14 protein-coding genes and 1 riboswitch are annotated in these 15,462 nt (G+C 67.3%); of the genes, 10 read left to right on the top strand and 4 right to left on the bottom strand.

All coding sequences use genetic code 11. The features are described from left to right. Positions 1-2 precede the first annotated feature (2 nt). Both ACQPW1_RS36910 and ACQPW1_RS36905 read right to left on the bottom strand, forming a co-directional pair. Positions 3-1,427 (bottom strand): short-chain fatty acyl-CoA regulator family protein, encoded by a 1,425-nt coding sequence (locus ACQPW1_RS36910; RefSeq protein ID WP_433657068.1) that lies wholly within the window; start codon positions 1,425-1,427, stop codon positions 3-5. A gap of 130 nt (positions 1,428-1,557) precedes the next feature. Then, positions 1,558-1,731 carry a DUF1737 domain-containing protein gene (locus ACQPW1_RS36905; protein WP_433657066.1) on the bottom strand — a complete coding sequence of 58 codons (174 nt, stop codon included), beginning with the start codon at positions 1,729-1,731 and terminating at the stop codon, positions 1,558-1,560. Between the two features lie 138 nt (positions 1,732-1,869). Between ACQPW1_RS36905 and ACQPW1_RS36900 the strand changes: the two genes are divergently transcribed. Further along, positions 1,870-2,247: a nuclear transport factor 2 family protein gene (locus ACQPW1_RS36900; protein ID WP_433657064.1), complete on the top strand. Its 378-nt coding sequence runs from the start codon at positions 1,870-1,872 to the stop codon at positions 2,245-2,247. 369 nt (positions 2,248-2,616) lie between these two features. Here the strand turns inward: ACQPW1_RS36900 and metE are convergent, their stop codons facing one another. Next, entirely contained in the window at positions 2,617-4,884 is a 2,268-nt protein-coding gene (gene metE / locus ACQPW1_RS36895; RefSeq protein WP_433657062.1) for a 5-methyltetrahydropteroyltriglutamate--homocysteine S-methyltransferase, read from the bottom strand. A 153-nt stretch (positions 4,885-5,037) separates the two neighbouring features. Next, a riboswitch (cobalamin riboswitch) is annotated at positions 5,038-5,242 on the bottom strand. 258 nt (positions 5,243-5,500) lie between these two features. Between metE and ACQPW1_RS36890 the strand changes: the two genes are divergently transcribed. The 4 genes from ACQPW1_RS36890 to coaD all read left to right on the top strand — a co-directional run bounded on the left by ACQPW1_RS36890 (position 5,501) and on the right by coaD (position 10,987). Then, a complete protein-coding gene (locus ACQPW1_RS36890) occupies positions 5,501-6,373 on the top strand; it encodes a glycosyltransferase (protein ID WP_433657060.1) in 873 nt (290 codons plus the stop codon). A 115-nt stretch (positions 6,374-6,488) separates the two neighbouring features. Next, entirely contained in the window at positions 6,489-9,893 is a 3,405-nt protein-coding gene (locus ACQPW1_RS36885; RefSeq protein ID WP_433657058.1) for a pyruvate carboxylase, read from the top strand. Next, positions 9,890-10,441, top strand: coding sequence for a 16S rRNA (guanine(966)-N(2))-methyltransferase RsmD (gene rsmD, locus ACQPW1_RS36880; protein ID WP_433657056.1), 552 nt, complete (start codon positions 9,890-9,892; stop codon positions 10,439-10,441). The genes ACQPW1_RS36885 and rsmD overlap by 4 nt, the downstream gene beginning before the upstream one ends. 60 nt (positions 10,442-10,501) lie before the next feature. Next, positions 10,502-10,987 carry a pantetheine-phosphate adenylyltransferase gene (gene coaD, locus ACQPW1_RS36875; protein ID WP_433657054.1) on the top strand — a complete coding sequence of 162 codons (486 nt, stop codon included), beginning with the start codon at positions 10,502-10,504 and terminating at the stop codon, positions 10,985-10,987. Between the two features lie 69 nt (positions 10,988-11,056). Here coaD and ACQPW1_RS36870 read toward each other — a convergent pair whose 3' ends face one another. After that, positions 11,057-11,575 (bottom strand): GtrA family protein, encoded by a 519-nt coding sequence (locus ACQPW1_RS36870; protein WP_433657052.1) that lies wholly within the window; start codon positions 11,573-11,575, stop codon positions 11,057-11,059. A gap of 392 nt (positions 11,576-11,967) precedes the next feature. Here ACQPW1_RS36870 and ACQPW1_RS36865 point away from each other — a divergent pair, with 392 nt between their 5' ends. From ACQPW1_RS36865 to mutM, 5 genes are all read left to right on the top strand, one after another. Beyond that, positions 11,968-12,714 (top strand): DivIVA domain-containing protein, encoded by a 747-nt coding sequence (locus ACQPW1_RS36865; protein ID WP_433657050.1) that lies wholly within the window; start codon positions 11,968-11,970, stop codon positions 12,712-12,714. A 165-nt stretch (positions 12,715-12,879) separates the two neighbouring features. After that, positions 12,880-13,548 carry a YceD family protein gene (locus tag ACQPW1_RS36860; protein WP_433657048.1) on the top strand — a complete coding sequence of 223 codons (669 nt, stop codon included), beginning with the start codon at positions 12,880-12,882 and terminating at the stop codon, positions 13,546-13,548. A gap of 2 nt (positions 13,549-13,550) precedes the next feature. After that, a complete protein-coding gene (rpmF, locus tag ACQPW1_RS36855) occupies positions 13,551-13,733 on the top strand; it encodes a 50S ribosomal protein L32 (RefSeq protein WP_014987105.1) in 183 nt (60 codons plus the stop codon). 99 nt (positions 13,734-13,832) lie between these two features. After that, positions 13,833-14,546, top strand: coding sequence for a ribonuclease III (gene rnc, locus ACQPW1_RS36850; RefSeq protein ID WP_433657046.1), 714 nt, complete (start codon positions 13,833-13,835; stop codon positions 14,544-14,546). A gap of 3 nt (positions 14,547-14,549) precedes the next feature. After that, positions 14,550-15,410, top strand: coding sequence for a bifunctional DNA-formamidopyrimidine glycosylase/DNA-(apurinic or apyrimidinic site) lyase (gene mutM, locus ACQPW1_RS36845; protein ID WP_433657044.1), 861 nt, complete (start codon positions 14,550-14,552; stop codon positions 15,408-15,410). The last annotated feature ends 52 nt before the right edge of the window (positions 15,411-15,462 follow it).

Raw genomic sequence — 15,462 nt, 5'->3', positions numbered from 1 at the left:
GATTACAAGTGCCCCACACGCGGATAAGGCAGGTCGGTGCTGGTGTTCTCGGTGACCGCGAGTGGACTGCCGATATGCGGGAACGCGCGCTGCGGGCACGACGGCCGCTCGCAGACCTTGCATCCGGCACCGATCTGCACTGCCGTCGCCGGATCGTCTAGCTGCAGACCGGACGAATACACCAGTCGCTCCGCATAATCGATGTCGCAGCCGAGCCCGATCGCGAAGTTCTTTGTCGCGGTGCCGAATCCGTGCGGCGCGGTCATCGCGGTGCGCGCGATCCACAGGTAGCGTCGCCCGTCCGGCATCTCCGCGATCTGCGGGAGGATGCGGCCGGGATGTGCGAACGCCTCGTGCACCACCCACAGCGGGCAACTGCCGCCGACCCTGGAGAAGTGGAAGGCGGTGGCGGACTGGCGTTTCGAGATGTTGCCCGCGCGGTCGGTGCGGACGAAGAAGAACGGCACCCCGCGCTGACCCTGACGCTGCAGGGTGCTCAGCCGGTGGCAGATGGTTTCGAAGCCGACCTCGAAGCGCAGGCCGAGCAGGTCGATGTCGTAGTGCAGTTCTTCGGCCGAGCGTAGGAAGCGCCCATACGGCAGCACCAGTGCGCCGGCGAAGTAGTTGGCCAGCCCGATCCGCGCCAGCGTGCGGGATTCGCCGGTGAGCGAGGGTGTTTCGGCGAGCACGCCGTCCAACTCGGTTCCGTACAGCAGGAACGCCAGGGTGGTCGCGATCTGAAAGGCGCGCTGCCCCGGTCGAAGTCGCCTGGCCAGGGTCAGCGTGCGGCTGTCCGGATCGTATTGCCGTTTCGGGATGGACGGATCCGCGCCGTCGCCGCGCACCAGCACGGTGACCCCGGCACGTTCCTCGGCGACCCTGGCGAGCTGGCGGTCCAGCGAGCCGATGGTCAGCCCGGACTGCTCGAACAGCTGCTCGGCGGCGATGTCCAGCTGTGGGATGTGATTGTGGTGGTCGTAGAAGAAGTCCCGGACATCCTCGTAGGGCATGGGCATGCCCGGCGCGCCGGTCGGTGCGGACACCCGGGCGGAGAGCAGGTCGAGCTGGTCGGTGGCGGCGCGCAGGCGGCGATGCATCGCGACGACGATCCTGGCGACGTCGGGTTGCCTGGTCGCCAGCTCCTCCACCTCGGTCAGCGGCGCGGAGTGCCCGCCCGCGGCGTCGATCAGCACCTCGTGCAGGTCGGACACGAGGCGCGCGTCCGAGTCCGCGGCGAAGAACTGGACGTCGAGGTCGAAGGTGGAGTTGAGTTTCAGCAGCACCGGGATGGTCAGTGGCCGCTGATCGCGTTCTAGCTGGTTGAGGTAGCTCGGCGATAGATCGAGCGACTTGGCCAGGGCCGCCTGGGTGAGTCTGCGTTCCTCGCGCAACCGCCGAAGGCGAGCGCCCGCATACATCTTCCGCACGGAAAGATCGTAGACCTGGATATTCGCAATCATCGCAATATCGGCACTTCTTTCTTACGGAAGTATGCCGCTGCGAGGTATTTTGCCGAAGAATACGGCTGCGTAGCGTGCGAAGGGCGGTTCCGGGCGGCTACTCGCCGTCCCAGATCACGGCCTGTGCCGCGATCACGTCGGTGCCGTTGAAGGTCACGGCGGGCGAGCCGTGCAGTCGATAGCCCTGATCGAGCAGGCCGCTGATCCGCTCGCAGAACGAGGCGTCGTCGACGCCGGTGATCAGGCGGTAGCGCAGGGGGCGATCGTTCATACGTCCAGCCTAGGACGATGGCACCGGGAGCCGCTGACCGCCAAGGGCTTCCGTACCGAGCAATTGCTTGGTTCAATCGGGAGGGCGTTGCGCACGACGCGGTTCGCCCGCCCCGGCAGCAGAAAGTGAGCCAGCCCCATGCCAACTCCCGACGAACTCGTCCGCGACATGTGCCGCAGCTGGTCCGACCCGGACCCCGACCGCATCGCCGCCTTCTTTGCCGAAGACGCTGTCTACCACAACATCCCGATCGAACCGGTCGTCGGCCGCACCGCCATCCGCGATTTCATCGCAGGCTTTCTCACCACCTTCGAAGCCATCGACTTCGACATCCACCACCAGATCACCTCCGGCAACCTGGTCATGAACGAACGCACCGACACCCTCCGTGGCGCGGGCCAGACCATCCTGCTCCCGGTCACCGGTGTCTTCGAGGTGTCCGACAACGCGATCGTCGCCTGGCGCGACTACTTCGACATGGGCGTCATCAACCGCGCCTTCGACCCGGCAGGCTGATCGACACCCGTCAGCCGACGCCACCGGCTGTCAGGAACTTCGTGGCAACTGGTCGGAACCGATCCGCGCGCCCGCGCGTCGAAGGTGGTTAGGGGCGAATCATGGAGTGGTTCACGACGTGTGAAAAGGGGTTGGCATGGGTCGGTGTCCTGGGTGTCATACGGCATGGCGACAGGGGATGAGTTCCAGGTCGCGGCAGCAACCGGTCAAGCGGACCGAGCAGCCGTGTGAGCGGTACACATCACGGCGGCGGCATGTGCCGCGCCCCGAGCCCGAGGCGGGCTGAGGGCGAAGGTGATCGGGGTAGTGGCTCAGCCCCTCCTCCTGGATCAGGAGGAGGGGCTGAGCGTCAGCGAACAGCCGGGACGGTCAGCGCACGGCCGTCGCGGCGGCAACCATGTTGCGCAGTGACGCTTCCACCTCGGCCTGGCCGCGGGTCTTCAGGCCGCAGTCGGGGTTGACCCACAGGCGTTCGGCGGGAACGGCTTTCAGGGCCGCGCGCAAGGAGGTGGTGATCTCCTCCACGCTGGGCACCCGGGGCGAGTGGATGTCGTAGACGCCCGGCCCGACGCCGAGGTCGAAGCCCGCCGCATTGAGGTCGTCGAGCACCTCCATGCGTGAGCGTGCCGCCTCGATCGAGGTCACGTCGGCGTCCAGGCCGGCGATCGCGTCGATCACCTCGCCGAACTCGGAGTAGCACAGGTGGGTGTGCACCTGGGTGACGTCCGAGACGCCGGAGGTGGCGAGCCGGAACGACTGCACCGACCAGTCGAGGTAGGCCTGCTGGTCGGCCTTGCGCAGCGGCAGCAGCTCGCGCAGTGCCGGTTCGTCGACCTGGATGATCCGGATGCCCGCGGCCTGCAGGTCCACCGTCTCGTCCCGGATCGCCAGCGCGACCTGCCGCGCCGAGTCGCCGAGCGGCTGATCGTCACGGACGAACGACCAGGCCAGGATGGTGACCGGCCCGGTGAGCATGCCCTTGACCGGCTTCTCGGTGAGCGACTGGGCGTAGCTGCTCCAGTCGACGGTCATCGGCGTCGGCCGGGTGACATCGCCGAACAGGATCGGCGGCCGCACGCAGCGGGAGCCGTAGGACTGCACCCAGCCCTGCTCGGTGGCCGCGAAGCCGTCGAGCTGCTCGGCGAAGTACTGCACCATGTCGTTGCGTTCCGGCTCGCCGTGCACCAGCACATCCAGGCCCAGCTTCTCCTGCAGCGCAATGACATCGGCGACCTCGGCGCGCATCCGGCGGATGTACTCCGCCTCGTCGATCTCGCCCTTGTTGAACGCGGACCTGGCCAACCGGATCGCCGAGGTCTGCGGGTACGAGCCGATGGTGGTGGTCGGCAGCGGCGGCAACTGCAGCCGCTCCTGCTGCAGCACCCGGCGCTCGTCGGCGGGCGCCCGCCGGATCGCGTCCGGGCCGAGCTCGGCCAACCTGGCCCGTACCTGCGCGTCGTTCAGCCGGGGATCGGCGTGCCGGGTGGCCAATGCCGCACGGGTGTCGGCCAATTCGGCGCTGATCGCGTCGGTGCCCGCGGTCAGCGCGGTCGCCAGCAGCCGGACCTCGGCCACCTTCTCGGTGCCGAACGCCAGCCAGGACCGCAGCCGCTCGTCCAGCTTGGTCTCCGCGGCCAGCGTGTACGGCACGTGCAGCAGCGAGCAGGAGCTCGAAACCGCCACCGCCGCAGCGGAACCCAGCAGGGTGCCGAGGGTGGCCAGCACGGCGTCCAGATCGGCGCGCCAGACGTTGCGTCCGTCGACCACACCGGCCACCAGCAGCTTGCTCGCCAGCGCCGGAATCCCGGCCACATCGGAAACACTGGTGCCGGAGGTGAAGTCGAGCGCGACGCCCTCGATGTCGGTGCCCGCCAACGTGGCCAGCGCGGCATCGGTGTGGCCGAAGTACGTGGCCACCAGGATCGCCGGCCGCTCGGCGGACGCCGTCAGCTCGGTGTAAGTGCTTCGCACCAAGGCGAGTTCGTCCTCGGTGAGGTCGGTGACCAGCACCGGCTCATCGATCTGCACCCAGCCGATGCCCGCCTCGGCCAGCTGACCGAGCAGGTCGCGATACAGCGGGACGAGTTCGGCGAGCCGGTCCAGCGCCGCGCCACCGGTGGCCTTGGCCAGCTTCAGGAAGGTGATCGGACCGACCACCACCGGGCGGGCGGGCGCGCCGAGCGCGAGCGCCTCGCGCACCTCGTCGAGCAGCTTCTCCGGGTTCAGCGAGAACACGGTGTCCTGGTCGATTTCCGGGACCAGGTAGTGGTAGTTGGTGTCGAACCACTTGGTCATCTCCAGCGGTTCCACGGTTTCGTTGCCGCGCGCGGCGGCGAAGTACCGGTCCAGCGGATCGGCGATCCCGGCCACCCGCGGCGGCAGCGCACCGAGCAGCAGGGCGGTGTCGAGTACCTGGTCGTAGTACGAGAAGGTGCCCACCGGGATCGAATCCAGGCCCGCGGCCTGTAATTCGGCGAGTTGGGCGTGCCGCAGGTCGCGCGCGACGGTGTGCAGCTGCGCGGCGTCGATCTTGCCCGCCCAGTAGGCCTCGGTGGCCCGCTTGAGCTCACGCCGCGGTCCGACCCTAGGTAGCCCGAGAACCGTTGCGGTGAACGGTGTCTGATTTACAACAGTCACGTTGTCTCTCCAGTGCTGGTGTCGTGGGCCCTCGCCATACGGGCTGCGCGGCTACCGGAGATACGCCAGGAGATTCCGACAACGGAGCCCCGACACATCAAGTACTGGTAGAACCGCGCGCCCAGATCCACGAGGCGGTGGCCGTCGGATACGGCGTATCCGACACGGCTGGCAGGTCTTCGGACTCACAGGCACCGGCCTTGTCGGCCGACCTACTGGCCGTCGCTTCCCGGGTCTTGCGCCCAGTGCGTGTGACGGCGGTCGTTCCTGCTTACCGCTGCGGGACAGTCCCGGATTTCCACCGGGTTCCCTCTCGCCCGGCCGCCCTTTCGAGGCGACCGAACTCGGCTCCGCAACGCGACGACGGGGCTCCATCTCGTACGCGCGCGGTGAACCAGCTGCACCCACCAGCATAGGGCGCTAGGCGAGCGCGCGGTGCGGCCGGGCGGTGCAGCGGTGGTCGTCGATCAGTCGGACATCATCGTTTGGTCATCTGTCCAAGTCTGTGAGGAAGCCCACGGAACCTGGGTGTAGCCCAACATTCCGGTATATGTCTAAAGTTGTTTCACTCGGGGGAGGGCTCCGGCGTGGGGAATCGATAGCAGGAGTGTTTGTGGTGACTGAACGGTCGGTATCGATCGTCATTCCAACCTACATCGGGACGGCTGAAGGCCGGGATCTCCTCGATGTCCAACTAGACGCCTTGACGCGTCAAGATTACTTGGGGGAATTCGACGTTGTAATAGCCGACAACGGCTCACCTGTCGATGTGCAAGCCCATATAGCGAGTCATCCACTTCGCGATCGGCTGAAAGTTCATTATGTTGACGCGTCAGATACCTCCGGTGCCGCTTTTGCGCGAAATGTCGGAGCCGCCCATGCCACGGGCGAGGTTTTGCTGTTCTGTGATCATGACGACCGGGCGTACCCGAACTGGGTCAGCCGCATGGTCGAGTTCCTCGACGAGGGCTACGACCTGACTTGTTCTGCGGTCGAGGGCGATTCGCTCAACGCGGACAACCCGCGGCACGTCGCCAACATCCCGGCACCGGACCAATTCCAGCCCGCGGGCGTTTATGCGCCTGTGATCATCGGGACGAGCATGGCGTGCCGTGCGGAGGTCTATCGGAAGCTGGGCGGCCAGGACGTCACCTTCGCCGCCAACGAGGATCTCGAATTCGGCTGGCGCGCCCATCGCGAGGGCTACCGTCTCGGATATCTGGCCGAGGCGCTCGTCGCCTATCGGTACCGCCGGGGCTTCCGTCCCGGCTATCGACAGGGACGTAGCAGAGGAATCGGCTTGGCGCGGCTGAATGCCGAATTCCCGAAGAATGGTTTACCTGAGATTCACTTGCCTGAAGTTTTGCTACGAATGATTCGGCTACCCTTTACCCGCGGATTAGTCGCCGAGGAACGCGGACTAATGATCGGCCTCGCGGTCGGGCAGTTCCGCGGCGGGCTGCGGCACCGGACGATGCACTGGATCTGAGGATGTGACGTCCCGGTGAACGGAACTTCGCAACGCTGCTAGACCGCGTTGTGAAGATGCTTGCGAAGGCCCCTTCCGTGTCTGTGCGGGGGCTGGGGGCGGGTACCTTAGGCCAATGTTCACGAAAGTCTTGGTTGCCAACCGCGGCGAGATCGCCATCAGGGCCTTCCGCGCGGCCTACGAACTCGGCGTGGGGACGGTAGCCGTCTTCCCGTACGAGGACCGCAATTCGGTCCATCGGATGAAGGCGGCCGAGTCCTACCAGATCGGTGAGCAGGGACACCCGGTCCGGGCGTACCTGTCGATCGACGCGATCATCGACGCGGCCAAGTCGGCGGGCGCCGACGCCGTCTACCCCGGGTACGGCTTCCTGTCCGAGAACCCGGATCTGGCGGCGGCCTGCGCCCGCGAGGGCATCACGTTCATCGGTCCGTCCGCCGAGGTGCTCGAGCTCGCGGGTAACAAGGCCCGGGCCATCGCGGCGGCCAAGGCGGCCGGGCTGCCGGTGCTGCGCTCCAGCGCGCCGACCGCCGACGTGGACGAGCTGATCGCCGCGTCGGAGCAGCTGGACTACCCGATCTTCGTCAAGGCGGTGGCCGGTGGCGGCGGGCGCGGCATGCGCCGGGTCGCCGATGCCGAGCATCTGCGCGAGTCCATCGAGGCCGCGTCGCGCGAGGCCGAGTCGGCGTTCGGCGATCCGACCGTGTTCCTCGAGCAGGCCGTGGTGAACCCGCGCCACATCGAGGTGCAGATCCTGGCCGACCAGCACGGCAACGTGATGCACCTGTTCGAGCGCGACTGCTCGGTGCAGCGCAGGCACCAGAAGGTGATCGAGCTCGCGCCCGCGCCGAACCTGGATCCTGAACTGCGCGAACGCATTTGCGCCGACGCCGTGGCTTTCGCCAAGGAGATCGGCTACAGCTGCGCGGGCACCGTCGAGTTCCTGCTCGACGAGCGCGGCAACCACGTCTTCATCGAGATGAACCCGCGCATCCAGGTCGAGCACACGGTGACCGAGGAGATCACCGACGTGGACCTGGTGCAGTCGCAGCTGCGCATCGCGGCGGGGGAGACCCTCGAACAGCTCGGCCTGAGCCAGGACACGGTCAGCGTCCGCGGTGCCGCGATGCAGTGCCGGATCACCACCGAGGACCCGAACAACGGCTTCCGTCCCGACACCGGGCGGATCACCGCCTACCGCACGCCGGGCGGCGCGGGCATCCGGCTCGACGGCGGCGCGAACCTCGGCGCGGAGATCGGCGCCTACTTCGACTCGATGCTGGTGAAGCTCACCTGCCGTGGGCGTGACTTCCCCGCTGCGGTGTCGCGGGCCCAGCGAGCGCTCGCCGAATTCCGAATTCGCGGTGTTACCACCAACATTCCGTTCCTGCTCGCGGTGCTCGACGACCCGGACTTCCGGGCCGGGCGGGTCACGACGTCGTTCATCGATGAGCGGCCGGAGCTGCTCAACCAGCGTGGTTCGGCGGACCGCGGCACCAAGATCCTCACCTATCTGGCCGACGTGACGGTGAACAAGCCGCATGGTGAGCGGCCGACGACGGTGTATCCGCATGACAAGTTGCCTGCGATCGACCTGTCGGTGCCGCCGCCGGCTGGTTCGCGGCAGCGGTTGCTCGAGCTGGGGCCCGAGGGTTTCGCACAAGCGTTGCGCGCGCAGAAGGCAGTTGGGGTCACCGACACCACCTTCCGTGACGCACACCAGTCGTTGCTGGCCACTCGCGTGCGCACCAACGGGCTGCTCGGCGCCGCGGGGCACGTGGCACGGTTGACGCCGGAGTTGTTGTCGATCGAGGCGTGGGGCGGTGCGACTTACGATGTGGCGCTGCGGTTCCTGTACGAGGACCCGTGGGAGCGACTGGCCGCGTTGCGGGAAGCCGTGCCGAACATCTGCTTGCAGATGCTGCTGCGTGGCCGAAACACCGTGGGCTACACCCCATATCCCGAACAGGTGACCCGCGCGTTCGTGTCCGAGGCGACCGCGACCGGTATCGACATCTTCCGGATCTTCGACGCGCTCAACAACGTTGATCAGATGCGCCCCGCCATCGACGCGGTGCGTGAAACCGGTACTGCCATCGCCGAAGTCGCGATGAGTTACACCGGGGACCTGGCCAACCCCGATGAAACCCTCTACACCCTCGACTACTACCTCAAACTGGCCGAGCAGATGGTCGACGCCGGTGCGCACGTCCTCGCCATCAAGGACATGGCCGGGCTGCTGCGTGCTCCCGCGGCCGTGAAGTTGGTGACGGCGTTGCGCAGCAACTTCGACTTGCCGGTGCATGTGCACACCCACGACACCCCCGGCGGGCAGCTCGCGACCTACTTGGCGGCGTGGCAGGCCGGTGCCGATGCCGTGGACGGCGCGAGTGCGGCGATGGCCGGAACCACCAGCCAGCCAGCGCTTTCCGCGATCGTCGCCGCCGCTGCACACAGTGACTACGACACCGGGTTGAACCTGCAGAACGTGTGCGACCTGGAACCGTATTGGGAAGCGTTGCGGAAGGTGTACCGGCCCTTCGAGTCCGGGCTCCCGGCCCCGACCGGGCGGGTCTACACCCATGAGATCCCGGGTGGTCAGCTGTCGAACCTGCGTCAGCAAGCCATCGCGCTCGGTCTGGGTGATCGGTTCGAGGAAGTCGAAGCCAAATACGCTGCCGCAGACCGCCTTCTGGGCCGCCTGATCAAGGTCACCCCATCCTCCAAGGTCGTGGGCGATCTCGCGCTCGCGCTGGTCGGTACCGGGGTCGATATCGAAGACTTCGCCGCCGATCCGGGCCGCTACGACATCCCGGATTCGGTAATCGGTTTCCTGCGTGGCGAACTCGGCACTCCAGCTGGTGGCTGGCCCGAGCCGTTCCGCAGTCGCGCTCTGGCCGGACGCGGTGCCGCGAAACCGGAAACCCCGCTCACCGCAGCGGATGAGGCCGGTCTCGCCGGTACTTCCGACGAACGGCGCGCAACACTCAACCGACTGCTGTTCCCTGCTCCCACCGCCGAATTCAACGCGCACCGCGAAAAGTACGGCGACACAATGGGCTTGTCGGCCAACCAGTTCTTCTACGGCCTCCGCCACGGCGAGGAACACCGCGTCCAACTGGAGAAGGGCGTCACCCTCCTCATCGGCCTCGAAGCCATCTCCGAGCCCGACGAGCGCGGCATGCGCACCGTGATGTGCATCCTCAACGGCCAACTGCGCCCCGTCGCCGTCCGCGACCGCTCCATCGCCAGCGACATCCCCGCCGCGGAGAAGGCGGACAAGGGCAACGCCGGGCACATCGCCGCCCCGTTCGCCGGTGTCGTCACCTTGGCTGTGTCCGAGGGCGATTCGATCGCGGCGGGCGACACCGTCGGCACCATCGAGGCGATGAAGATGGAGGCCGCGATCACCGCGCCGCGGGCGGGCACCGTCGGCCGGGTCGCGATCGGCCCGGTGCAGCAGGTCGAGGGTGGCGACCTGCTGATCGAGCTGGCCGTGCGCGAGTCCGCGACCGAATGACCCGGATCGTTGCCGGAACGGCGGGCGGGCGGCGGCTGCGGGTGCCGCCCGCAGGCACCCGCCCGACCTCCGACCGGGTCCGCGAGGCAGTCTTCAGCGCGCTCGACGCTCGGATCGACTTCGACGGCATCCGGGTGCTAGACCTGTACGCGGGCTCGGGCGCGCTCGGCTTGGAGGCGCTGTCCCGCGGCGCCGCCCACGCACTGCTGGTCGAGGCCGATCGCAAGGCCGCCGAGGTCGTCCGCGGCAACATCGCCGATGTCGGGCTGCCCGGCGCGGAACTGCGCGTCGCGACCGTGGCCAGCGTGCTGGCACTGGGCGGCGCAGGCGAATTCGACCTGGTCCTGTCCGACCCGCCCTACGCGGTCGAGATCGACGCGGTCCTCGCCGACCTGCAGGCGCTGGCCGACGGCTGGCTCTCTCCCGACGCCCTCGTCGTCGTCGAGCGGGCGCGCCGCTCGCCGGAAATCGAATGGCCTGCGGGCTATTCGGCGATGAAGCCGCGCAAGTACGGCGAAACACGCATCGAAATGGCGACTTTCGATTGACGGTGTGCTCTCGAGCACCCTCAGTGCCGCCCGCCCGGTCCCGCACGATAGCGTCTGACCATGGCAGGAGCATTGTGCCCCGGGTCCTTCGACCCCGTGACCAACGGACACATCGACATCTTCGCGCGGGCCGCGGCCCAGTTCGACGAGGTCGTTGTCACCGTCTCGATCAACAAGAACAAGCAGGGCATGTTCACCGTCGACGAGCGCATGGAGATGCTGCGCGAGGCGACCTCGCACCTGCCCAACATCCGGGTGGAGTCGTGGTACGGCCTGACGGTGGACTTCGCCAAGCAGCAGGGCGTCACGGCCATCATCAAGGGCCTGCGCGACGCGACCGACTTCGGCTACGAGCTGCAGATGGCTCAGATGAACAAGAAGCTCTCCGGCGTCGACACCTTTTTCATCGCCACCAACCCCGCCTTCGGCTTCCTGTCCAGCTCACTGGTCAAGGAGGTGGCCACCTTCGGCGGCGACGTCACCGACATGCTGCCGCCCAACGTGCACAAGCGCCTGCTCGCCCGCCTCGCCGAACGCAAGAGCTGACCCCGAACACAAACCAGCCCCGGCGCCAAATGTCTTGGTGCCGGGGCTGATTCCCCTCACTCGATGAGCTCAGAAGACCAAACCACGTAGGGCCAGGAAGCGCATGCCGCCGACGGCCGCGGTGATGGCGAGGATGGCGGTGGCCTCCGCCGTGCCGCCGATAGTGGGTGCCCAGACATCCAGCGCCGCGAGGCCCGCGGTGGTGATGGCGAGTCCGACCAGTGCCAGGCCGCCGCCTTCCCACTGTGCGGTGAACCAGCCGACTCGGCCGCGCGCGTGGAAGGTGAGCTGACGGTGCAGCTCGTTGGCGATGATGGTGCTGACGATCGAGCCGACCACGTTGGCGATCAGCGGGCCAATGCCGTGCATCGCGAAGAACAGCAGCACGTAGGCGATATTGCTGGACCCACCGACCAGCGCGAAGCGGATCAGCTGGGCGAAGGCCCGGTCGCCGCGCAGGTAGGTCATCAACTGCTCGAACCGAGCGGCCATCGGCGGTGCCGTGAGCACCGGGTACGGGCCTACCCACGGCATGAAGTAGCTGGTGGTGCTAACTCCTGCCGATCTCTGTAGATCCAGAACAGTCATGGTTTTTCCGATCGAACATAAGCCTTCGATGGGGACAACAGCGACGGTGATCGCTTCCTTCCCACCGACTCTTGATAGGTTCCGCTTGTGCAATGTGTTCAGCATGTACTGAACAGTCGGAACCTGTCAACACTCGGCGGATCGGCTCAGCCCTTCCCTCTGGCTTCCTCAATCCCGCAGTCCCGGTGGGGGCTGCGCTCGGGATGAAGACCTTGTCGATCTTCCTACTGACGATAACACGAAGCGGAGACAGATCCTCCACTTGATTTGTGTGGCGTACGAGACACTGTGACGACACACCGGAGGGTGACTCGGCACAGGCCGTGATGAGGGGCACACTGGGGCTCGGCGGACAGTTCGCCATTGAGTCGTAGGAGAGTGGGGTAGTCAGCATGTATCGCGTATTCGAAGCCCTCGACGAGCTGGTCGCCATCGTCGAGGAGGCGCGTGGCATCCCGCCGACCCGCAGCTGCATCGTGCCGCGCGGCGACGTGCTCGAACTGCTCGACGACGTGCGTGACGCGCTGCCGGGCGAGCTCGACGATGCCCAGGACGTGCTCGACATCAGGGACAAGATCGTCTCGGACGCCCGCTCGGCCGCCGACGTCACGGTGACCAGCGCCAACGAGCAGGCCAGTCACACCATCGGCTCGGCCCGCGAGGAGGCCGACCGCATCCTCGCCGACGCCAAGGCGCACGCCGATCGCATGGTTGCCGAGGCGAGCGCGCACGCCGACCACCTGGTCAACACCGCGCAGGCCGAGGCTGACCGGGTCGTCGCCGACGGCAATGCCGAGTTCGAGGCCGTCACCGGCCGGGCCCGGCTGGAATCCGAGCGAATGATCGACGCGGGCAAGGCTTCTTACGATCGGTCCGTCGCCGAGGGCGAGGCCGAGCGGGACCGGCTGGTCGCGCAGACCGAGGTGGTGCGCGCCGCGCACGCCGAGTCCGCGCGGGTGATCGACGCCGCGCACGGTGAGTCCGATCGGATGCGCGAGGAGTGCGACCTCTACGTCGACTCCAAGCTCGCCGACTTCGAGGAGACCCTGAGCAACACCCTGCGCACCGTCGGCCGCGGCCGCCACCAACTCCGCTCCGGCGCCGGCGCCCCCGACTACGCCGCCGACTACCGCCGCTGACCCCCGAACAGCCGCACACCTCTCGATTTCCCGCAGACCGAATCGCATGCGAAACGTTCTGCGGGAAATCAGGAGGTGTGCGGCTGTCTGGGTTTGGGTCGATGCGAACCCTCGCGTATCGTGGTGTGGTTGCCCATTCCCCCTCGGAAGTGAAGTGAGTTCGTGATGCCCGCCGGTTCCGGTTCCGCCCCGCGCAATGGCTCGGCCGCGCGCCGAGAGCCCGACGCGGCCTTCGTGCTGGACGTCCGCAGTCTCGGCCGCCGGGCCGGGACGATGCGCGAGCTCCAGCGCACGATCACCACCGTCAGCCGGATCGGCCTCGATCTGGTCGGCGTGCCGGTCGGTGCCGAGATCGAGCTCGACCTGCAAATGCAGGCGGTGTCCGAAGGTGTGCTGGTCACCGGAACGGTGGCCGCGCCGATCGAGGGCGAGTGCTCGCGCTGCCTCGAACCGTTCACTGACCAGGTGAACCTGCGCCTCACCGAGCTGTTCGCCTACCCGGACAGCACCACCGAGCAGACGACCGACGACGATGATGCCTACCGCATGATCGACGACACGATCGACCTCGAACCGGTGATCATCGACGCGATCGGCATCGAGCTTCCGCTGCAGCCGCTGTGCACGCCCGACTGCGCCGGACTGTGCGCGGAATGTGGCGTGCGGATGGCGATTGCGGGATCTGAGCACTCGCATGAGATACTTGACCCTCGCTGGGCCGGGCTGGCGAAATTCGCCACTGCATCGCCCGGCAACGGCAGCCCCGACCAGGGTGCGGCCACAGCAGCAGACCAGTCAGCCGAAATGGCAAGCAATATGACAGAGGAGAAGTAGTCGTGGCCGTTCCCAAGCGCCGGATGTCCCGTTCCAACACCAGGTCGCGGCGCAGCCAGTGGAAGGCCACCGCGCCGACCCTGATCACCTGCCCGAACCGTGCGTGTGGCGAGAAGACCCTGCCGCACATCGCGTGCCCCTCCTGCGGCACGTACAAGGGCCGTCAGGTCACAGCAGCTGTCTAACAGCTTAATCTGTCGTACCGACGTGACTGAGCGAAGCGAAGGAACCGAGAACACAGCACCGCCGGTCGCGGCGGAACCGAGCGTTAGCGAGGTGCAGCTGTGACCGACGAACCCGACTTGTCCGATGGACACGCGAGCTTGCTCGCGGCGCTCGGCGTCGAGGTGCAGCCGGATCTGCTGCGCCTGGCGCTGACGCACCGGTCGTACGCATATGAGAACGGCGGCCTGCCGACCAACGAGCGCCTGGAGTTCCTGGGCGATTCCGTGCTGGGTCTGAGCATCACCGAGCGGCTTTACCACGAGCACCCGGACAAGTCCGAGGGCGAGCTGGCGAAGCTGCGCGCGAGCGTGGTCAATATGCACGCGCTCGCCGAGGTGGCGCGTCAGCTCGGCGCGGGTGGTCTCGGCGTGCACCTGCTGCTCGGCAAGGGCGAAGAGCTCACCGGCGGCCGGGACAAGCCCAGCATCCTCGCCGACGGCATGGAATCGCTGCTCGGTGCGGTGCACCTCGAGCACGGCATCGACGTTGCGCGTGAGGTGGTGCTGCGGCTGTTCGCCGACCTGCTCGAGCGCGGACCTCGCATGGGGGCCGGCCTCGACTGGAAGACGAGCCTGCAGGAACTCACCGCCGAACGCGGTCTCGGCGTGCCCAGCTACGAGATCACCTCGACCGGTCCCGATCACGACAAGGAATTCACCGCGACCACGGTGGTCGGCGGTCGGGCCTACGGGCAGGGCGTCGGTCGCTCCAAGAAGGAAGCCGAGCAGAAGGCAGCGGGCACCGCCTACCAGGCGCTGACCGCCGAATCCTGAATCGTGCCAGAGCTCCCCGAGGTAGAGGTCGTCCGGCGCGGCGTCGCCGAACACGTGGTCGGTCGCGTCATCGAGTCGGTCGCGATCACCCATCCCCGCTCGGTGCGCCGCCACCTCGAGGGCGCCGCCGATCTTGCCGCGCGGCTGACCGGCCTGAAGGTCGCGTCCGCCGAGCGGCGCGGCAAGTATCTCTGGCTCACCTTCGACGAGCCGGACACCTCGCTCGTCGTGCATCTCGGCATGAGCGGGCAGATGCTCGTGCAACCCGCCGACGCACCGTTGGAGAAGCACGCGCACATCCGCGCCACCCTGGGCGACGGCACCCAGCTGCGCTTCGTCGACCAGCGCACCTTCGGTGGCTGGGCGCTCGCGCCGCTGGTCGAAGTGGACGGCACCCAGGTGCCGGAACCGGTCGCGCACATCGCTCGCGACCCGCTGGATCCGCGCTTCGACGCCGAATCCGTGGTCACCGCGATCCGCGCCAAACAGACCGAGATCAAACGCGTCCTGCTCGATCAGAGCGTCATCTCCGGCATCGGCAACATCTACGCCGACGAATCCCTGTGGCGCGCAAAGATCCACGGCAGCCGCCTCGCCTCCGGCCTGTCCCGCCCCGCCGTGCGCGCCTTGCTCGCCGATGTCGGTGCGGTGATGGGGGAGGCGCTGACGGCCGGTGGCACCTCGTTCGACGCGCTGTATGTGAACGTCAACGGCGAATCCGGCTACTTCGAACGTTCCCTCGCCGTCTACGGCCGCGAGGACGAGCCGTGCCGTCGCTGTGGCGCCCCCGTGCAGCGAGAAAAGTTCATGAACCGTTCCTCGTATTCTTGCCCGCGGTGCCAACCGAAGCCTCGCCGTCGTTAGCGGGCGCGAGTTACCTTTCTTGTAGGCGGTTCGGGAAGTCGGTCCGGCCGTG

Source organism: Nocardia sp. CA-128927, assembly GCF_050955855.1.
Classification (GTDB): domain Bacteria; phylum Actinomycetota; class Actinomycetes; order Mycobacteriales; family Mycobacteriaceae; genus Nocardia.
The sequence above is the reverse complement of the archived record's forward strand: the minus strand, read 5'-3'. Positions and strand labels throughout refer to the sequence as shown.